We start from the raw sequence: 20069 nt of genomic DNA on the forward strand, positions 1-20069 counted from the left end.
AACATGGCCTTGACCCTTTTGTTCGGGACCCTTTTTGCGCTGATGATCCTGCGCGTCCCAATTGCCTTTTCACTTGCCTTATCGTCCTTTGTTTACATCCTGTATGAAGGATTACCGCCCGTCCTGTTGATGCACACGATGGTCAATGGGATGGACAGTTTTCCGTTGTTGTCCATTCCGTTCTTCATCCTGGCCGGCGCGTTGATGAACAGCGCAGGAATTACCGCGCGGATATTTGGTTTTGCGCGCGCGGTCGTCGGTTGGCTGCATGGCGGACTGGGGCATGTGAATGTCGGCGCGAGCATCATCTTTGCGGGCATGTCAGGGGCCGCAGTCGCGGACGCCGGAGGCCTGGGAGCCATCGAGATTAAGGCGATGCGCGAAGCTGGCTATGACGACGACTTCAGCGTCGGCATAACTGCCGCGTCTTCAACAATTGGACCCATTATTCCCCCGTCCCTGCCGTTGGTTATTTTCGGTGTCATGGCATCGGTATCAATCGGAAAACTGTTTGTTGCCGGTATCGTACCAGGCCTTTTGATGGCCTTTTCGCTGTCTGCAATGATTTGGTGGATGGCCCGCACGCGCAATTATCCGCGCGATGTCGCCTTTAGCCCGAAGACGATCGCAACACGGTTCCGCGCAGCGTTTTTGCCGCTGATGACACCAGTAATAATCGTCGGTGGAATCGTATCCGGTGCGTTTACGCCAACAGAAGCCGCCATATGCGCCGCGGCCTACGCATTGCTGTTGGGCATCGTCGTCTACCGAAGCCTGGACGCTCGAAAGCTGGCAGTGATCTCACTTGAAACCATTGAGACCACGGCCGCGATTATGATGATTGTCGGTGCCGCGACCGTTTTTGCCTGGATCTTAACGGCAAACCAAGTTGCCGCTCATTTCGCTGAACTTGTCCTCTCCTTTACCGATAACAAAGCCGTCGTACTGCTGCTCATTATGGGTCTGGTTTTGCTGGTCGGATTGTTCATGGAGACGATCGCTGCGATCTCTATTCTCGTGCCCGTTTTGATGCCGATTGCCGCTCAATTCGGGATTGATCCGGTCCACCTCGGGATCATTGTTATCCTCAATCTGATGCTGGGGCTGCTGACACCGCCAGTTGGAATGGTTCTGTTCGTTCTGGCACGTGTTTCAAAGATCCCCTTCGAAGACTGCGTCCGGGCAACTCTGCCATTCCTTGTGCCGTTGTTGGCCGTGCTCCTGCTGCTGACATTCGTGCCCGGATTGGTGTTGTGGTTACCCAATCTTCTCTACGGCAGCTAGGTCTCCATTGAACAACGTCTTACCGGCCTCTCAGGATGCGCCGAAACAAAACTACCGCCTTAAGCAGGCGCAGTCTTGAAACGAAAGACCCGATTTAAAGGACCAACGTAATGGCTCGCATCGCTTGCGTTGAAATACTGATGGTGGACTTGAAGCCGAAGGTTCTGCGGACGGACGCGACTCAAAGCTTCGTCAGTCAGGAAACCCCTCTCGTTCGGATTACGGACACCGATGGAGCCGTCGGCGTCGGCTACACCTACACGATTGGAACCGGTGGTCCGTCTGTCGTGGCACTTTTACAAAACACACTCGCTCCCCGCCTCATAGGACAGGAAGCAGACGCCATCCAGGCAATCTGGCGGGACATGCTGTTGAGTACACATGCGACGGCGGTCGGAGCCATAACGTCGCTTGCTATGGCAGCCGTTGACACAGCCCTCTGGGACCTTCGCTGCAAGCGCGCGAACCTGCCGCTTTGGATCTTGGCCGGTGGCGCCCGTGAGAGTGTCCCGCTCTACACCACGGAAGGTGGTTGGTTGCATATCGAGCCAAACGCCCTGATCGAAGATGCGCTCGAAGTTCAAGCAAAAGGGTTTCTCGGCTCCAAGATCAAGATCGGCAAACCACACCTGAGTGAAGACCGCGCAAGATTGCAAGCTCTTCGCACGGCGGTGGGTCCAGACTATGAGATCATGGTGGATGCCAATCAGTCCTTCAATCTGTCCGAAGCAATCCGCCGCGCCAGAATGCTCGAGGACTTCAACATTGGCTGGTTTGAAGAACCCCTGCCCGCAGATGACGTTGGTGCACACGCGCAACTGGCAGCGCAGACGACTGTGCCGATCGCAGTCGGCGAGAGCATGTATTCGCTCAGCCAGTTCAAGGATTATCTGAGCGCAGGGGCCGCCTCTGTTGTGCAAGCCGATGTAGCGCGTGTCGGCGGCATAACGCCTTGGCTGAAAATCGCACACTTGGCAGAGGCCTACAATATCGCCATTTGCCCGCACTTCCTGATGGAGCTGCATGTGAGCCTTGTCTGCGCCGTGCAAAACGCCCGTTGGCTGGAATACATCCCGCAGCTTGATTTGATCGCTCCGCAAAGCATGCGCATTGACGCCGGCCGCGCCTATCCCTCCCAGGAACCGGGCCTGGGGATCAACTGGGACTGGGATGCCATCGCGCATGAAACCGTGATGTCTCCGGTCGAAATCATGGAGGCCGCCTGATGGAGCACTCGATCAGGACGGCGCATCCGCACCCCATGCGGTCAAATGCGAGCTGGGATCCCAACGGATCGCGGCAGAAACCGGCTGAGTGGCGGTCGGACGCGCCATGACTTTGAGCGGATAGGAAAAATGAAACAAACCGAAAAACTGATCTGCTTGCATGATGCCGACAATGTGTTGGTGGCACTTGGAGCAGTTGAACCTGGAGTGGTCGATCTGGCCAATGGCGAACAAATCACCCTGACCACCGCGGTTACGCTCGGCCACAAGGTTGCGCTGATGCCGATCCCCTCAGGGGCTTTGGTCGTGAAATACGGAATGCCAATCGGCATTGCCACAAAGGACATCGCGGTTGGTGAGCATGTGCATGTGCACAACATCGCATCCCGATACACCGCAACCCACTACCGCGATGACGACGCAGGACTGAACAATGACTAACACTTGGCAGGGGTATCTCAGGGCAGACGGCCGCAAAGGTATCCGCAATGTAGTTGCCGTTGCTTATCTGGTGGAGTGCGCCCATTTTGTGGCGGATGAAATCTGCCGCGCATTTCCACGGGACGATGTCCATCTGATCGGCTTTCCAGGCTGTTTTCCCAACGACTACGCCCAGAAGATGATGGAAAAGCTATGCACCCACCCCAACGTCGGGGCTGTGGTGTTGGTCTCGCTGGGGTGCGAGAGTTTCAACCGGACAAGACTGGCAGAAATCATAGAAGCGAGCGATCGGCCGGTCGAAACCTTCGTCATTCAAAAATCGGGCGGCTCTGCTTCGACCATTCAAGCCGGACGCGACGCCGTCGCCCGCGCCAAACAGGTGATTGCCGGCGTGCCACGCGTTGCGATGAGTGTGTCCGATCTGGTTGTTGGAACCGTTTGCGGCGGGTCCGATGGCACCAGTGGCATTTCAGGCAATCCGGCGGCGGGACGTGTTTTCGACCGCCTTGTTTCGGAAGGCGCGGCCTGTATTTTCGAGGAAACGGGTGAGCTGATCGGCTGCGAACACATTATGGCCGACCGGGCGGTCACTCTAGAACTGGGGGAAGAGCTCAAAGCAGCCGTGGATAAGGCGGCGCGCTATTACGAAGTTCTTGGCTTTGGCAGTTTTGCCGCCGGTAATGCAACAGGCGGTCTTTCCACGATCGAAGAAAAGTCACTCGGAGCCTACGTAAAATCCGGCAATGCACCAATCAGCGGCATCATCAAGCCTGGTGACGAACCACCTTCAGGCGGACTGTTCCTGATGGATGTGGTGCCGGACGGCGATGTGCGTTTCGGTTTTCCCAACATATCCGACAACGCCGAGATCGTGGAAATGATGGCCAGCGGCGCCCATCTCACGTTGTTCATCACCGGCCGGGGATCCGTCGTCGGATCCGCTCTGGCTCCCGTGATCAAGATCTGCGCCAATCCGGACACCTACCGGGCGCTGGCAGGCGATATGGATGTCAATGCGGGCGCAATCATCGAGGGTGAACGAACACTCAACGAGGTGGCAAGCGAGATCTTCGACAAGATCCTTGCGACTGCGCAGGGTGAGCAAACCGCCTCTGAATCCCTCGGACATCAGGAATTCATTTTGACCTACAAGAGCTTTGAGCCAATTGGCCCGGCTTGCCTGCCGACGAAATAGAGTAAGGACCAAATATGACACGACTTGAGGGAAAGACCGTCCTGGCCACTGCCGCGGCACAAGGAATTGGCCGCGCTACCGTTGAACGCATGGCAGCTGAAGGCGCCCGTGTGATTGCGACCGACATCAATACCGAACCACTTCAGGGTGTCGATTGCCTGGACATCAGGCAATTGGACGTCACCGATCTTGAGGCGGTGACTACATTGGTCGGCGAGCTCGGCGAGATTGATGTGCTTTTTAACTGTGCCGGTGTCGTCCACGCAGGATCCATTTTGGAAGCAACACATGCGGATCTTGAATTTGCTTTCAATTTGAATGTGAAAGCCATGTTCGACACGATCCGGGCCGTTCTGCCGGGCATGATCGAGCGTGGAAACGGGTCGATCATCAACATCGCGTCCGTCGCCTCCTCAGTCATCGGTGTCCCGAACCGCTTCGTTTATGGCACAACCAAAGCCGCTGTCATCGGCTTGACCAAGGCTGTTGCCGCCGATCATGTCACGCAAGGCATTCGTTGCAATGCAATTTGCCCTGGGACCGTGGACAGCCCGTCCCTGCACGACCGTTTGCGCGCCACCGGAGACTATGAGCAGGCGTGGAAAGACTTCAATGCCCGGCAGAAAATGGGCCGTATCGGCAAGCCCGAAGAGATTGCGGCAGTGGCCTGTTATCTGGCCTCGGACGATGCCGCTTTTACGACCGGACAAGCCCTCAACATTGACGGTGGCTGGACTATCTAACTTTCTAAACAAACGGATGAATTAATGAAACTGCTACGTTACGGCCCGGCCGGCGCCGAAAAACCAGGACTGCTGGATAACGATGGCCGCATTCGCGATTTGAGCGGCTTTATAGAAGATCTCTCGGGCAATGCCCTGGCCGACATGTCCTGGCTTGAGGGTTTGGATGTTGATGCGCTGCCTCAGGTCGACGGAAACCCAAGGCTCGGTCCATGTGTTGCCGGGACCGGCAAGTTCATGTGTATCGGTCTCAATTACGCTGATCATGCTGCAGAAAGCGGAATGGATGTACCGTCTGAGCCCGTTCTCTTTATGAAAGCAACGTCTGCGATCTGTGGCCCCAATGATCCCATCATCATCCCCCGCGGATCCGTCAAAACCGACTGGGAGGTTGAGCTCGGCGTTGTGATCGGAAAAGCTGCGAAATATGTCGATGAAACCGATGCCCTGTCTCATGTTGCAGGCTACTGCGTCGTCAACGACGTTTCCGAGCGGGAATTTCAGATCGAACGCCAAGGGCAATGGGCCAAGGGAAAGGGCTGCGACAACTTCGGTCAAACCGGCCCGTGGCTGGTTACCCCGGATGAAATCGCAGACCCGCAGAACCTTTCCATGTGGCTCGACGTCAATGGCGAGCGCATGCAGGACGGGTCTACACAGACCATGGTCTATGGCGTTGCGCATCTCATCAGCTATCTGAGCCGCTTTTTTACGCTGCATCCGGGAGACATTATCTCCACAGGCACGCCTCCAGGCGTTGGTCTGGGGTTCAATCCGCCGCGGTACTTGAAAGCCGGCGACACGGTCGAGTTGGGCATCGAAGGTTTGGGCATCCAGCGCCAAACCTGTGTCGATGACGACTGATCATCTAGGACCTACGCCTTAGAGCCTAGTCTGACCGAATTGATGGGCTGGCTGAGACCGGCCCATCTTAGTTAACTGGCAAGCTGTGAAACGGATAACTTCCGGTGCTTTTCGTCCTTCAGAGTTGAAGGCAATAAAAGCCTGCTGTTATGCGTTGCTGACTTTCAATTCAGCGGAGCCGGTCGCTGAGTTTTGGTCCCCTAAAAAGCCCGACAAGTGGCTCCTCGGCGGAGTTATCTTGTCCATTATAATCGAGGTAAAAGGCGTTTTGGTCAGCATGAGGGTGAGCTTCCCCGCCGTTGGGCTGCATGGCTCTGCGGGCTCGCTCGCTCAAGCTTTTGATGTCATTGTTGAAAAACTCAATTGGATGTTGGGGTTTTATCCGGTCCATTGCGCCCTCCGCGTCGTTGCGAGGCACGCAAGCGAAGAGAGATGGATTTGGGCGATTTGCCCCCAGTCTGGAACTCCATGACGTCCGTCTCCTCCGGGGGCACCCCGCCCGGGTTTGAGTTTAAGAACGATGGCAGGTCTCCTGACTTACGGGTCGCTGCTTCCCTGAGCCTTCCCGGGATGTCCCAGTGGCCAGTTCAAGGTTGCTCGCCGCTCACAGTTGCGGGGGCAGTCACGGAATAAGCTTTTTTCATAGCCGCACCGTGTTCCCTTTTCATCTTGAACCAAAAACCTTTGACCCAAGAACCATCGCCGAAAGTGTCACTTTTCATCTGGACTATGTCAATCCATCCAAAGTGTTGAAAGCGACCCGGAGGCGGCAAAATGCGCCGCCTCCGTTCCTTTGCAAGTGTTAGCTAGCTGTGTCTTTGCCGAGAGCTTCGAGCAGCGTGCCGAGATTGTGCTGGAACATCGCCAGATAGCTGGTTGCCGGGCCGCCGCGCTCAGATAGAGCGTCGGAGAACAGACGGCCGCCGATCTCAATGCCCGTCTCGTCGGAAATCTGCTTCACAAGCGCCGGGCTGGTGATGTTTTCGACAAAGAGGGCCGCTGCGCCTTGTTCCTTCAGCTGGCCGATCAGGACAGCCAGGTCACGTGCTGACGGCTCAGCTTCCGTATCGATGCCAACAGGGGCAAGGAAGGTCAGACCATAGGCATCCGCCAGATACCCAAAGGCATCGTGGGCGGTGACGACGGTGCGGCGGTTTTCCGGCAGCGTTGACAGTTTCTCGCGGGTTTCCTTGTCGAGGGCCTCCAGCTTGGCGATGTAAGCGTCCGCGTTGGCTTTGAAATCAGCCGCATGATCCGGCATTGCCTTGCTCATCACACTGGCAATGTTCTGCACATAGACCATGCCGTTTGTCAGCGAGTTCCAGGCATGCGGGTCGGTTTCGCCGTCAACCTTCACCGGTGTTACACCTTCCGTCGCAATATGGACGGTCGCCTTTGTGCCGGATTCTTTGATCAATGTATCGGACCATGTTTCGAAACCGAGACCATTGACGAAGATGACGTCAGATTGAGCCACAGCCTTCGCATCAGCAACAGACGGTTGATAGACGTGCGCGTCGGCATCAGGGCCTACAATGGTGGTGACGCTGGCGTGATCGCCAACCACTTGTTCCACCATGTCACCCAGGATCGAGAAGCTGGCGACGATCTTGACGTCATCATGCGCGGCGGCCGGCAATGCTGCAAACATCAGGGATGTTGCAGCGAAGCCCGCAGCCAGTGTTTTCAAAAGGCTCATTGGGTACTCTCTTCAGTATAGGATTGTTCAATAGACAGGTTCTTTGCAGCAGACGGTTTGCGGAACCGGCCGCTGAAGCCGAGGGGCCCAAAGAGGGCCGAGATCACGAAGAAACCGCCAGCAACCAAAACAATGGCCGGGCCAGAAGGTGTTTCGGGAAAGAGGTAGGACAAGGTCAGTCCGATCCAGCAGCTTGCCAACGCAAACAGAAAACCAAGAACCAGCTGGCCTGTGATGGTGCTGGCCCAATAGCGGGCCGCCGTTGCCGGTAAGATCATCAGCCCAACGGCCATCAAAGTGCCGAGCGTTTTGAAGGCTGCGAGCAGGTTCAAGACCAGCAACAACATGAACCCCTGATCGACAATCCAGGGCCGCTTTGTCTGAGCTTCGAAGAAAATCGGATCGCAGGTGCTGACAATCAGCGGCCGCAAGAGCACCGCAAAAGCCACCAGAGTCACGGTGGCAACACCGCCGACCAGCATCATCGAGGCATCGTCAATGCCCAGGATCGAGCCAAAGAGGAAGCTTTTTAACGGCACGGCAGATCCGGCGGCCGACAGGATGAAGATCCCCGCCGCAAGTGCAATCAGGTACAGAGACGCCAGGCTGGCATCACTGCGCAGGATCGTTTTTCGCGCCAACAATGCGGTCAAAATGGCGACTCCGACACCAGCTATCAGCCCGCCGACCAGAAGCGACATCACAGACAAACCGGCAGCAACAAAGCCAATCACGATACCGGGCGTGATCGCATGGGCCATGGCTTCCCCCGCCAGCGAAAGCCGGCGCAGGACGAGAAAGGCGCCGATTGGGGCGACGGACGCTGACAGCACCGTGGTCGCCACGAAAGCGCGCCGCATGAAGGCAAAGCTCCACATTTCGGCAAACAGCTCAAACATGGGCGCGCTCCTGTTGCTGTGCCGGTCCCCGAAACATCCAGGAAGCCTGGCTTTGCGACAGATAGCCTTGCTCCACAAGCCGGTCGGAGGTCAAAACATCCTCCACCGGGCCATGGGTTGCCATTCCGCCCCCTAAAAGCAGCGCGTGGCTGCAATGGTCCAGAACAGACGAGAGGTCATGAACAACGAGGACCACCGCACGGCCCTCTTCGCGCCAGCGCTTGATGATGGAAAGAAGATGCGCCTCGGTGCTTTGATCCACCGCAGCAAACGGCTCGTCCAAAAGGATCAATGGCGCATCTTGCAAAATCACACGGGCAAACAGAGCGCGTTGCAATTGGCCGCCCGACAACGTGTGGAGCGAACGGTCGGCGAGATCCAGGATCCCGGCTTCATCGAGCGCTGCCGCCACCCGGTCTTTCCCCTTTCGGCCAAGTCCGGACCAAAGGCCAAAGCCCTTCCAGGCCCCCATGGCCGCCAGATCCCGAACACGGATGGGAAACCGGCGATCAAACTCGGTAAGTTGTGCCAGATAACCAACTTCATGCGGGCGACCCGCTGGCCATGTAACACGCCCGGCTAGCGGCTCCATGAGCCCAAGCAGCATCTTGACGAAAGTGCTTTTGCCGGAGCCATTCGCGCCAAGCACTGCAAGAGTGGTCCCAGCCTCAATGTCCAACGACAGATGCTTGAACAGGGTAAGATCCGGGTAGCCCAAGGCAAGATTGCGGATTTCGAGAACGGTCGTCATCAAAGCACCGCCACGATTGCAATCCAGAGGAGACCAGCAAGGCCAAGTGCTCCCGCGACCAGAGCCGTCAGGCCCATCTCAGTCAGGCACGGCAGCCGGCTTTCCGGCAAATGGGTAGAAGAGGCACGCCGGTTCATCGCAGCGGCACAAGCTGCGGCGTGATTACCCGGTTTAGATCTGGCTTACAGGAAGACCTGCGGCTGCGCGCCGTCAGTCTCTGTTGAATCGCAATTGGCCGCATCGCCACCTCCAAAGAGACGGGGATACGGTGAGACCATATATCTGGACGGCGATGGCCGCTTGGTACATTGGCTTCTCCCTCCGGGACACCCCGCCCGGCAAAGTTTCGGTTGCGATGGCAGGTCTCCTGACTCGCGGGTCTAAGCTATCCCCATCCTTCCCGGGCCTTTCATTCTTGGATGAAGGCTCAGTGGATCTTTAGGGGTCGCTCGCCGCTCACAGTTGCGGGGGCAGTCACGGATTCAGCGCCCTTTCGGCTCTTCCTCACCGTGTTCCCTTTTCATCTTGCAGCGATCTTCATTCTGCAAGAACCATCTCCGCGGACCATATTTCTACAGTCGGAAATGATCAACACCGTTTTTTGCCAAATTCGCAAACGATGCCTCAAGGCTGAGGAAAACAGTCATTTGTTTACGTGGCTTCGCAAAATGCCTCACCGCATTCAGGAATTATCTTTTTGGCGATTTGAGGAAGCAAAAGACCGAATCTCGGCGAAAAGCTCTGTTCTTTTGGTATCTTAAGAATCTTATGCACGCCGCCGTCATCGCAGTAGTCTCTAGAATCGTTCCTGAACCGGTTTTCCAGATTGACGTTTCCACCGCGTACTTATGCAAACCAATCGTTTTGGAACCAATGCCTGCAATCGCACTTAAACTGCTGCCGCCTTTTTGCCGCACAGGCGCAAAAAGCCCGCTTCGCTGTAATCGAGCAGCGCCTCGGCAAGATCGGCCTCTTCTTGCTGGCGGGCAACTGCCCCAATCCGCCAGCTGCTGGACGTGAGCGCCAGCATGCCGGATACGGTAAAAACAAAGGCCGCGCTCAAGTTGGTGCGCGAAACATCCGGCAAAAGGGCCGCAATCTCGTCCAGAAAAACAGCTGCCGTCGGATCAAAACACTCTTCAGCAATCGCCCGCCAGCGCTCATCCGCCGACACCAGCGCAATCAAGCGCCCATAAGACGGCCATTCAGCCTTGTCCGACAAGGTGAGGTCCAGGAACGGTAAAACAAAACAGGACAGGATTTCCCGCAATGTGAGGTTCTCGCGACCCTGTTTTTGAACGTCTGCCTTTTTGTCCGCCAGAACCTTTTGTCGCAACTCGGCCAGCGGTTTGGCCCTTCTGGCCACGACCAAATGAAACAGCTCTTCCTTTGGCCCGCCATGATGGTGCACCAGCGCCACCTGAACGCCCGCCGCCTTTGCAATATCCCGGATTGACGTTCCGTCAAATCCTCTTCTGGAGAACAATTCCTCTGCAACATCCAGAATCTTAGCCTTTGTTTCCAAAGACTTTTTGCTGGGCGCACGACGCCGGACGGCAGTTTTCACTGTCATTTTTTACAGGAACCCTTGCTTATTTTGAACATTCGTTCAATATAACAATACCACTGACGTGGTTGGGAGGAAACATGCCACAAGTAGCAGGTGCGGCGCCATGCGTCCGCGCGCAGGAATCTTTTGCTTTGATTGGCGCTGGCCCCATGGGGCTGGCCATGGCCAAGGTCTTGACCGAACAAGGTATCCCCTTTCAGGGCTTCGAGCTGCATTCAGATGTGGGCGGCGTGTGGGACATCGACGGCCCGCGCTCAACCATGTATGAAACCGCCCACCTGATTTCGTCCAAAACGATGACGGAATTTGCCGATTTCCCAATGCCGCCGGAGACGCCCGACTATCCGTCACACAAGGACATGCGCTCCTATTTCCAGGCCTTTGCCCGCCACTTTGATCTTTATAGAAGCTACAAGTTCAATACCGAGGTTCTGAAAGCCGAGCCACTTGGGCAGTCAGGCGCCGGCTGGCGGGTTGTCTGGCGCGAGCCCGATGGCAGCGACCAAGAAGCGACCTTCAAAGGCATCCTGATAGCCAACGGCACCTTATCGACACCCAACATTCCGGCGTTCAACGGAAACTTTGCCGGCGAACTCATTCACGCCGCCAGCTACAAAACTGCCAGCCAGTTCGATGGCAAAAGGGTTCTGATCGTCGGCGCCGGCAATTCCGGCTGCGACATTGCAGTCGATGCCATCCATCATGCCAAAAGCACCGACCTCTCCATGCGCCGGGGCTATTATTTCGTGCCGAAATACGTCTTCGGCAAACCGGCCGACACTCAAAGCCGGACGGCCGCCCTGCCTATGTGGTTGCGGCGCAAGATCGACGGTGTGGTTTTGAACTGGTTCGCCGGCAATCCGCAGCGCTACGGCTTTCCAAAGCCGGACTACAGGCTTTATGAAAGCCATCCGGTGGTCAATTCGCTGATCCTGTTTCACGCAGGCCATGGCGACCTCAAAATCCGGCCGGACATCGACCGCTTTGACGGCCATACCGTTCACTTCACCGACGGCACCCGGGCCGACTATGACATGATCGTCACCGCCACCGGCTATGTGCTCGATTATCCGTTTATTTCCAAGGACCTGCTCAATTGGACCGGGGCTGCTCCCAGCCTTTACCTCAATTGCATGCACCCCAAGCGTGATGACCTTTTTGTGCTTGGCATGGTCGAGGCAACCGGCCTTGGCTGGCAGGGCCGCCATGAGCAGGCCGAACTGGTCGCCCGCTACATCAAGGGACTGTCGAGCGGCAATCGGGAAGCGGACAGCATTAAAAGCTTCAAAGCCAATGGTTTTCAGCGCGAAACCGGCGGGGTCAACTATCTGAAGCTGGCCCGCATGGCCTATTACGTCGACAAAAAAACCTACAGGAGATCGGTGACACAAAGGATCGCCGCTCTTAAAGAGGCGGCTCGATGACAGATATCGATGCGGCTGTCCTCAATTTTTCGCCGGACAGCATGCTTCTCTTGAACGGCGTACTGGCCATTGTCATGTTCGCCGTCGCCCTCGATATTACGCCCAATGATTTTAGGGCCTTGCTGCGTACGCCCAAACCGTTTTTGACCGGCATTCTGTCTCAGTTCCTGGTGCTACCGACCCTCACCTTCGGCTTGGTGCTGGCCGTTCAACCTCAAGGGTCTGTTGCGCTCGGCCTCATTTTGGTGGCGGCCTGTCCAGGCGGCAACATTTCCAACTACATCACGCACAAGGCCGGCGGCAACGCGGCCTTGGCGGTGTCCCTGACCGCATTCACCACCATTGGAACGGTCCTTTTTACCCCGTTCAACATTGCCTTCTGGGGCAGCCTTTACGGGCCGAGCCGTGCCTTCATGACCTCCATTCATATCGACCCGTTTCAAGTAGCAATGACGGTCTGCCTCATGCTGATCCTGCCGCTAACGCTCGGAATGCTGGTCAACCGCAACCTTCCGGAACTGGCCTGGCATTTACGGCGCCCCCTGCAAAAGCTCTCTATGCTCATCTTCATTAGCTTCATCGTCGTCGCCCTTTATGGAAACTGGGAGTTTCTGGGAGCCTTCGGGCCGGATATCGTCCCGCTGGTCATAGCCCACAACGGCATTGCGCTCTTCGGAGGGTATATGGTTGCCACCGTTGCCGGGCTGTCCCCCTATGACCGGCGGGCGATATCCATCGAAACCGGCATTCAGAATTCCGGACTTGGCCTCATCCTGATCTTTGGCTTCTTCCATGGCCTGGGCGGGATGGCCGTCGTGGCGGCCTTCTGGGGGATTTGGCACGCGGTATCGGGCCTTGCGCTTGCCAAGTGGTTTTCCCGCACGGAGGCCGCCCGATGAGCCGCATTTTGATAACCGGCGCCGGCGGCATGATCGGACAGCGGCTGGTCAAGTTGCTGGCAGATGACCATGAAGTGATTGCGACCGATGTCGCTCCACAGACAGATCTTCCGGATAGCGTTGAAAGCTTGCCGATGGACGTATGCGGGCCTGATGTCGCTGATATCATTGGTTCGAAAATGCCGGACGCCGTTGTTCATCTCGCGTCCATTTTGGAACCCGGAGACCGCCAATTTGCCTATCAGGTTGATGTCGAGGGCACCCGGAACGTCATTACTGCCTGTGTGGCCGCCAGCGTCCGGCGCCTCGTCGTCACCTCGTCTGGGGCCGCCTATGGCTATCATGCCGACAACCCCGCCTGGCTGAAAGAAACCGATCCACTGCGCGGCAACCCGGAGTTTGCCTATTCAGATCATAAACGCCAGGTCGAACAGCTCCTGACGACGGCCCGGCGCGATGCACCGCATCTGGAGCAGGTTGTCTTGCGGGTCTGCACGGTTCTGGGTGAAGGCGTTGAAAACCAGATCACTTCGCTGTTTCACAAGCCACGCTTGTTGGGCGTGACGGGCAGCGAAAGCCCCTTTGTTTTCATCTGGACGGAAGATTTGGCCCGCATTGTCGAGCGCGCCGCAACCTCCGGCCCGCCCGGCATTTATAACGTCGCCGGAGATGGCGCACTGACAATGTCCGACCTCGCCAAGCGGCTCAACAAACAGCTGATCCGGCTGCCGGTTGGCCTGCTTAAGGCAGCGCTTGCAATTGCACATCCCCTAGGCTTGTCTCGGTTCGGCGCCGAACAGGTGCGTTTTTTGCAGTTCCGCCCGGTGCTCGACAATACCGCGCTGAAAACGGAGTTCGGCTATACCCCCAAACGAACGAGCGCGGAAGTCTTCGATTTGTGGCGCCGGGAGGCCGGGCTATGAAACCGACGGCCATCATCTCAGGTGGAACGGGCGGCCTCGGCCAGGCCTTTGGAGCTATCCTGCGCGCCAACGGCTGGTTCACGGTGATCTTATGCCTGCCCGGCCCGCAGCTTGACGCATTAAGATCGACTCCGGATACGCTGGCGATCCCTTGCGACATCACCGATTCAGCCGCCCTACTCGAAGCTGCGCAGGTTATTCGCGAGCATAGGCCGTCAATCGACCTGGTGGTCTACAACGCCGGGATCACCCACATCGGCCCCTTCACCCATCAGACCCTCCCCGACCACCGCAAGGTGTTTGAGGTTAATTACTTTGGCGCCGTCGCCATGGCGAAGGAGTTTGGGCCGGACGTACGCCGCTCAAAAGGCACGCACCTGGCAATCTCTTCGGTCGCAGGCTTCTGCCCTCTGGCTCTCAGAACAGCTTATGCCGGCAGCAAACATGCGCTGGAGGGTTTTTTCAAATCGTTGCGCTCAGAAGAACGGCAGCATGGCGTCTCCTGCCTGATCGCCGCTCCGAGCTTTATCGCAACCAACACAGACGCCGGCACACCGAAAAACTCCGGCATCGCTCGCCCCGGATCGGCGTCCGATCAGGTGGATGCCATGACACCGGCGCAGGCCGCCGAAACGCTCTACCGCGGTCTCAAACGGCGCCGGGACTTCATACCGATCGGCCGGGTGGCCCGGCTCTCCAACTGGATCAACCGGCTATCACCCGGCCTCTATCAACGTCTTATGGAGCGGGCAATTCTGGCGCAAGCATCACAAAAACCGGGAGGGCAAACCACACCGCATGGCTTGTGACCATCAACAGGGGAGAACCACCGCGCATTAGCGGTCAATAGGCCGCGCCTTGGAACAACAGCCACACCGGGCGCAGCACCACTCGTGGAGGGGAAATTATGGGCAAATTTAATCATTTGGCCGCCAATCTCATGATTGGCGGAACGGTCCTGCTGTGCCTATCGCCAGCATATGCTGGCGGTTGGGACACACTTGGGGTGGGCTCAAACGAGCTGTTGTTTGACGACAGCCGGTTTGCATTTGAGGTCACCACCAAAGGGGTTGACCGGAACGTTGACTACGAAGTCACCAACGCCCAAGTCGGCGGTGCTCCGGTCATTGGCGGACCGGCAACAAGCCGCGCGACTCCAAACATCTGGAATTATCAGTTTGCTGCTAAGTTCCGGCTCACCGATCAGCTGGACTGTATGGCGCGCGCCAATGATCCCTATCAGATCGAAGAAGAGCTCGACAATGCCTGGCAAGGCCGGTTTTCGCTGACCAAGACGTCTGCTTCAGGAAAAGGCTTTAACGGAACATGCGCTTACAAATTCCAGGTGCGTGATGGCCATTACATGCGCGCCATTGCCGGGGCCAACCTGCTGTATTTGAAGTACCGGACCGACAATTTCACGTTAGGCGGTATCATTCCGCCCGCAACTTACGTCTCACTTCCGACCCGCCTGGATGTTCGCTCTAATGACCCGAGTTTCGGCTGGCGGATCGGCGCGTCTTACGAAATCCCAGAATATGCGATCCGGGCGAGCCTAATTTACGATTCCGCGATTGACGTTGATCTTGACGGCGGCACCGAGGTGACGGGTGTCACCAGTTTCGACAGCTTTGCCTCCGTGACGATGCCACAATCCCTGGAGCTCAATCTACAAACCGGCATCGCCCCGGATTGGCTGGCAACTTTTGGCGTCAAATGGGTCGATTGGTCGAAACTTCAGTCACTGAAGGTCACCAATCCGGTAGGAAATACAGTCGTCAACCGGTTCCTTGGCTATGACGACGGCTGGACCATCCGCGCCGGGATTGCTCACAAGGTCAATGACTGGCTGAAAGTCGGCTCGACCGTCCGCTGGGACCGGGGCGTCGGTCAGTCCTATTCGGACACCTATTCATTTGGTGTTGGAACAGCGCTCAAACTGGATGAGCATGCAGAACTCACCATCGGCACCGCGGCCACTTACAAAACTTCCGGCTCCGGTGACCTGACAAATCTGGCATCCACGTCCGGCGCGACCACCCAATATAAATACGGCAATTCGTGGAACTATACGCTTCAGACCAAACTGAAGTTCTCGTTCTAAGAAACAACAAAAGCCGCATTCCACAGGATGCGGCTTTTTCTTCAGGTCAAGGGCCAAGCTACATCTTGCCGGTTGCCTAGCAGCCTATCTTGTTCAGGCACATAGACCCATTTCGACAGCTTCGTCAGGACGGTGGAGCGCGGCATTGGCAGCAACCATTGCGACCGCATGCACCCGGTTTTTCGCGCCAAGACGCTTGATGGCAAAACGGATGTGCGCCTTGACCGTCGCTGTGGTGACCCCAAGCTCGTAGGCGATCTGCTTGTTCACCTTGCCCTCACACAGCTTCAACATGATCTCCAGCTGGCGCGGTGTGACGCCTTCCAGAATATTTTCGCTTGGGACAAAAGCTCTCGTCACAGGCTTTGCCCGGAGGAGCAGGTCCTGGGTCGAATGGAGCGCAAAGTGAGCAGTCATGTCGGGGTCCTCTTCCTCTGGTGAATGACGTGAGCGCAGTTTTGTTCAGGACAAGCGAATTGTAAAATGTTAACTTGAGTATTGCTATTAGCTAATTTTTTGCAATTTGACCGGACGAAAGTATGCAGAAGAACCTCTATTCCGGCCACACGCTGCGCCAGATCCGCGCGGACACCGGTCTCTCGCAAGTAGAATTTGCAAAAAAGCTCGGGCTTTCAACGCCCTATATCAACCAGATCGAAAACAACAACCGGCCCATCACGGCCTCGGTTCTGCTCGCCATTCACCGGATTTTCGGCACGGATCTGGCAGCCTTCGAAGACAATGATCTCGATCGCATGACCCAGGATCTGGAGGAGATTTTCACAGATACCCGGTTTCACGGCACAAGAATTAGCAAGCAGGATCTGCACGAGCTTGTCACCCGCGCACCGGAAGCGGCCAAAGCCATCATGGACATGTACGGCACCATGCGCGCTTATCATGAAAAGGACGCCGGCGAAGACGATCTTCTGCAAATGAACGCCTCTGACGATGGCACCGGCAGCATCGCCAAGTCGGCCTATGAGGAAGTTCGAGACTATTTTCATTATCAGGACAATTACGTCGATGCGATCGACCGGGCCGCTGAACAACTGGCCCACAAGATCAACCTGACAGCGGATACACCGAAACTGACTGCTCTCACAGATTGGCTCTTTGAGACGTATGACATCACTGTTGAGCAGCATGGTGCGGAAGACGCGGCGCTGATCCGGCACAGTGAATTTGACCGCCGTATCTCTATTCACCGCGCCGTGCCGGACAGTTCAAAATCATTCCTGCTGGGCACGGTTATTGCCGAACTCCATGCCAAGGATATGCTGACATCAGAAGTTAAAGCCGCCCGCTTCCGGACCCAGTCGGCCGACAGCATTGCCCGGCTCGCTTTGCGCAATTACTTCGCCGGATCGCTGCTGTTGCCTTATGACGCTTTTCTGGACGCAGCGTCTGCCTGCCGCCATGACACCCAGCGCCTGTCGCACCAGATGGACGCCAGCATCGAGCAGATCTGCCACCGGTTGTCGACCTTGCAACGCAGTGGCTCCAAAGGAATTCCGTTTTATTTCGTCAAGATCGACAGGGCCGGAAATGTCGTCAAACGGCACAGCGCGACGCGGTTTCAATTCGCGCGTTTTGGCGGTTCTTGTCCGCGCTGGAACGTGCATCAGGCGTTTGAACAAACGACCGACAAGTTTATTTCGCAGATCGCCCAAATGCCGGACGGTGTCAAATACCTATGCGTGGCAACGAGTGTCACCAAACACACCGCCGATTACAAAACCCAGGCCCGCCGTTATGCCCTTGGATTTGGCTGCGAAGCGCAATATGCCGATGCGATTGTATATGCAGATGGCCTGGCGATGGACGAACGGTCTGTTCCCGAACCCTTGGGGGTCAACTGCCGGATTTGCCCGCGCGACAATTGCGATCAACGCGCCTTCCCGGCAATCAACACTACTCCCTTCATCGACAGCCGCGAGCGCGGCGTTGTGCCCTATCAGGCGAAGGCTGCGCGGTAGGCTTTCTCTCCCAGCGGAAAAGGCCGCCTGTCCTGTGCGGTCCCGGATTTGATCCGGGACCGCTTGAATTCGAGATCGGCCCAGGGCCCGGACCGGATTGCCCAATGCTGATTACACATCCTTTTAGGACGTGGAAGCGCCTTGAAGACCCGCCGCCTCCAGCAACGCTTTCAGATCCTCCGGATCGCCAATGCGATTGGCCATCAGGAGAATAAGACGGGCGTTGAACGCATCGCTTTCCGCTTTGCTGAGGCCTTCGTGAGCCGCCAGAAGATCGGCGTAGAAATCATCTGGGTGGCGGAGCTGCGCCTTGGTTACTGTCTGCGCCATTAGGCCGCCTCCCCTTTGCCGATGGCCCGGTTGAGGGCGATTTCTATTTGGGTCCAATCAAGTTCCGTCCAGCGGGCTGCGACATGCTGATCGGGCCGCATCAGGTAAACGGCAACTTTGGCTTCTCCAAGGTACCGGTCACGTAAATCCGCACCGATTGCTCCCGCCGGAACGCAAATACTATCAACCGGAATACCGGCAATTTCGGAGTGGTCAGGAACATCCACGCCCAGCGCCAGAAGCTTGAAGCCGCCGTTGAGCTTTTTCAAAAGCCAATCTTCGCCAAGCGGCGCATCAGCAGCCGGACTGCCCGGGCGTGTTCGCGCCGGCAAGCCGTCGACATCGTCGCTGTTCAACGGTGACGTTTCATAGACGCACGGCACGGACAGGCGCCCAGAGTTCACCAGTGGGCGGGCAAACTCATAGCCTTCCGAAAGATCCAGAACCGCGTCACGGAAAATCCGGCTCATCTCGGATTTCGGCGTAATGAAATCGGTCGAGCGGGAGCTTTGCAGAATGTTTTCATCCGCCGCCCACTCGCGCTCCAGGCCATAACTGTCCAGCAAGCTGTCGGGCGCCTTGCCATCCAGAACCAGTTTCAGTTTCCAGCCGAGATTGTCCGTGTCCTGGAAGCCGGAGTTGGCCCCACGCGCGCCGAACGGAGACACTTGGTGGGCCGCATCACCTGCAAAGATCACCCGGCCATGGCGGAATTTCTCCATGCGGCGGCACTGGAAGGTGTAGATCGACACCCATTCCAGATCGAAGTCTACGTCATCGCCCAGCATCTGTTTGAGACGCGGGATAACGTTTTCCGGTTTCTTTTCTTCTTCCTTGTCGATGTCCCAGCCGAGCTGCAGATCAATCCGCCAAACCCCGTCCGGCTGCTTGTGAAGAAGGGCGGACTGGTCCTTGTTGAAGGGTGGGTCGAACCAGAACCAGCGTTCGGTCGGAAAATCAGCTTTCATGATCACATCTGCAATCAGGAAATTGTCTTCAAACACCCGGCCAACGAAATCCAGATCCAGCATCCGTCGGGACGGCGACCCAGCGCCGTCACAGGCGATCAGCCATTCGGCTTCCAAACGATAGGCACCATCCTGGGTGTCGATAATCAGGGCCGTGTGACCAGCTTTCTGCTCCAGCGAGGCAACTTTATTGCCGCCGCGGATTTCAACCGGTTTTCCTTCAAGCTGCAGCGCCCGCAGCCGCTCGACCAGATAAAGCTCGCAATAATATTGCTGCAGGTTGATGAATGCCGGACGCTGGTGGCCGTCTTCCGGCAGAAGATCAAAATTGTAGACCTGCCGGTCGCCAAAAAAGACCCGGCCATGGCTCCAGACAACGCCCTTGTTGACCATCTCTTCGCCGCAGCCATACCGGTCGAGGATTTCCAGGGACCGTTTGGAAAAACAGATTGCTCGGGACCCGACGCTAACCTTGTCGTTGTCATCCAGAACAACAACAGGCACATCCTGCTGTGCGAGATCGATGGCCATGGCAAGGCCGATCGGGCCCGCGCCAATCACCACCACCGGATGACGGACAGGGCTTGACGCATCCTGATCCGGCGACCGCTTGTAAGGGTACAGCGGCGCTTCAAACAATTTGGTCACAGGTTCTCCTCCCTGCCGGGAATTTCTAATTTCTTGGCCTTATGGAGCCATGTCTGGCTACGGACCGGTTATAGAAACTCAGTTCTCGAAAAGGCCTCCCCGGCCTTGAGCCGGGGTCTTGA

At 56.8% G+C, this 20069-nt stretch carries 20 protein-coding genes and 2 riboswitches; of the genes, 12 read left to right on the forward strand and 8 right to left on the reverse strand.

The genetic code is table 11. The features are described 5' to 3' along the window. Positions 1-3 precede the first annotated feature (3 nt). The 6 genes from FJ695_RS23235 (at position 4) to FJ695_RS23260 (ending at position 5753) form a co-directional block, all read left to right on the forward strand. Complete coding sequence (locus FJ695_RS23235) at positions 4-1284, forward strand: TRAP transporter large permease (protein WP_141187654.1); 1281 nt, start codon at positions 4-6, stop codon at positions 1282-1284. 110 nt (positions 1285-1394) lie between these two features. Continuing rightward, positions 1395-2510 carry a mandelate racemase/muconate lactonizing enzyme family protein gene (locus FJ695_RS23240; RefSeq protein ID WP_141187655.1) on the forward strand — a complete coding sequence of 372 codons (1116 nt, stop codon included), beginning with the start codon at positions 1395-1397 and terminating at the stop codon, positions 2508-2510. 129 nt (positions 2511-2639) lie between these two features. Continuing rightward, entirely contained in the window at positions 2640-2951 is a 312-nt protein-coding gene (locus FJ695_RS23245; protein WP_168206470.1) for a UxaA family hydrolase, read from the forward strand. Continuing rightward, complete coding sequence (locus FJ695_RS23250; protein WP_141187657.1) at positions 2944-4146, forward strand: UxaA family hydrolase; 1203 nt, start codon at positions 2944-2946, stop codon at positions 4144-4146. The genes FJ695_RS23245 and FJ695_RS23250 overlap by 8 nt, the downstream gene beginning before the upstream one ends. Before the next feature lie 14 nt (positions 4147-4160). Then, positions 4161-4889: an SDR family oxidoreductase gene (locus FJ695_RS23255; RefSeq protein WP_141187658.1), complete on the forward strand. Its 729-nt coding sequence runs from the start codon at positions 4161-4163 to the stop codon at positions 4887-4889. A 24-nt stretch (positions 4890-4913) separates the two neighbouring features. Beyond that, complete coding sequence (locus tag FJ695_RS23260) at positions 4914-5753, forward strand: fumarylacetoacetate hydrolase family protein (protein WP_141187659.1); 840 nt, start codon at positions 4914-4916, stop codon at positions 5751-5753. A 504-nt stretch (positions 5754-6257) separates the two neighbouring features. Continuing rightward, positions 6258-6469: riboswitch (cobalamin riboswitch) on the reverse strand. 86 nt (positions 6470-6555) lie between these two features. On the opposite strand, the gene FJ695_RS23265 is transcribed toward FJ695_RS23260, so the two are convergent. The 5 genes from FJ695_RS23265 to FJ695_RS23280 form a co-directional block, all read right to left on the reverse strand. Beyond that, on the reverse strand, positions 6556-7452 hold the full coding sequence (locus tag FJ695_RS23265; protein ID WP_141187660.1) for a metal ABC transporter substrate-binding protein: 897 nt from the start codon (positions 7450-7452) through the stop codon (positions 6556-6558). Continuing rightward, positions 7449-8351: a metal ABC transporter permease gene (locus FJ695_RS23270; protein WP_209010791.1), complete on the reverse strand. Its 903-nt coding sequence runs from the start codon at positions 8349-8351 to the stop codon at positions 7449-7451. The genes FJ695_RS23265 and FJ695_RS23270 overlap by 4 nt, the downstream gene beginning before the upstream one ends. Further along, the gene (locus tag FJ695_RS23275; RefSeq protein ID WP_141187661.1) at positions 8344-9102 is read right to left on the reverse strand and encodes a metal ABC transporter ATP-binding protein; all 759 of its coding nucleotides are present in this window, start codon (positions 9100-9102) and stop codon (positions 8344-8346) included. The genes FJ695_RS23270 and FJ695_RS23275 overlap by 8 nt, the downstream gene beginning before the upstream one ends. Beyond that, positions 9102-9239 (reverse strand): hypothetical protein, encoded by a 138-nt coding sequence (locus tag FJ695_RS28090; RefSeq protein WP_168206471.1) that lies wholly within the window; start codon positions 9237-9239, stop codon positions 9102-9104. Before FJ695_RS28090 ends, FJ695_RS23275 begins: the two co-directional genes overlap by 1 nt. Before the next feature lie 202 nt (positions 9240-9441). Continuing rightward, positions 9442-9673, reverse strand: a riboswitch (cobalamin riboswitch). A gap of 318 nt (positions 9674-9991) precedes the next feature. Further along, positions 9992-10675 carry a TetR/AcrR family transcriptional regulator gene (locus FJ695_RS23280; protein ID WP_141187662.1) on the reverse strand — a complete coding sequence of 228 codons (684 nt, stop codon included), beginning with the start codon at positions 10673-10675 and terminating at the stop codon, positions 9992-9994. 74 nt (positions 10676-10749) lie between these two features. On the opposite strand from FJ695_RS23280, the gene FJ695_RS23285 reads away from it, so the two are divergent. From FJ695_RS23285 to FJ695_RS23305, 5 genes are all read left to right on the forward strand, one after another. Then, entirely contained in the window at positions 10750-12096 is a 1347-nt protein-coding gene (locus FJ695_RS23285) for an NAD(P)/FAD-dependent oxidoreductase (protein WP_141187663.1), read from the forward strand. Continuing rightward, complete coding sequence (locus tag FJ695_RS23290; RefSeq protein ID WP_141187664.1) at positions 12093-12995, forward strand: bile acid:sodium symporter family protein; 903 nt, start codon at positions 12093-12095, stop codon at positions 12993-12995. The genes FJ695_RS23285 and FJ695_RS23290 overlap by 4 nt, the downstream gene beginning before the upstream one ends. After that, positions 12992-13918, forward strand: coding sequence for an SDR family oxidoreductase (locus tag FJ695_RS23295; protein WP_141187665.1), 927 nt, complete (start codon positions 12992-12994; stop codon positions 13916-13918). The genes FJ695_RS23290 and FJ695_RS23295 overlap by 4 nt, the downstream gene beginning before the upstream one ends. Next, a complete protein-coding gene (locus tag FJ695_RS23300; protein WP_141187666.1) occupies positions 13915-14727 on the forward strand; it encodes an SDR family oxidoreductase in 813 nt (270 codons plus the stop codon). The genes FJ695_RS23295 and FJ695_RS23300 overlap by 4 nt, the downstream gene beginning before the upstream one ends. Positions 14728-14825: 98 nt before the next feature. Continuing rightward, positions 14826-16022, forward strand: coding sequence for an OmpP1/FadL family transporter (locus FJ695_RS23305; RefSeq protein WP_141187667.1), 1197 nt, complete (start codon positions 14826-14828; stop codon positions 16020-16022). Between the two features lie 93 nt (positions 16023-16115). Here FJ695_RS23305 and FJ695_RS23310 read toward each other — a convergent pair whose 3' ends face one another. Next, positions 16116-16439 (reverse strand): helix-turn-helix transcriptional regulator, encoded by a 324-nt coding sequence (locus FJ695_RS23310; protein WP_141187668.1) that lies wholly within the window; start codon positions 16437-16439, stop codon positions 16116-16118. Between the two features lie 122 nt (positions 16440-16561). On the opposite strand from FJ695_RS23310, the gene FJ695_RS23315 reads away from it, so the two are divergent. Then, positions 16562-18001, forward strand: a complete 1440-nt coding sequence (locus FJ695_RS23315) for a short-chain fatty acyl-CoA regulator family protein (RefSeq protein WP_141187669.1) — start codon at positions 16562-16564, stop codon at positions 17999-18001. 123 nt (positions 18002-18124) lie between these two features. On the opposite strand, the gene FJ695_RS23320 is transcribed toward FJ695_RS23315, so the two are convergent. Both FJ695_RS23320 and FJ695_RS23325 read right to left on the reverse strand, forming a co-directional pair. Beyond that, positions 18125-18331: a DUF2783 domain-containing protein gene (locus tag FJ695_RS23320; protein WP_141187670.1), complete on the reverse strand. Its 207-nt coding sequence runs from the start codon at positions 18329-18331 to the stop codon at positions 18125-18127. Next, positions 18331-19947 carry an FAD-dependent oxidoreductase gene (locus tag FJ695_RS23325; RefSeq protein ID WP_141187671.1) on the reverse strand — a complete coding sequence of 539 codons (1617 nt, stop codon included), beginning with the start codon at positions 19945-19947 and terminating at the stop codon, positions 18331-18333. Before FJ695_RS23325 ends, FJ695_RS23320 begins: the two co-directional genes overlap by 1 nt. Positions 19948-20069: the final 122 nt, after the last annotated feature.

Source organism: Labrenzia sp. PHM005 (assembly GCF_006517275.1).
Lineage (GTDB): Bacteria > Pseudomonadota > Alphaproteobacteria > Rhizobiales > Stappiaceae > Roseibium.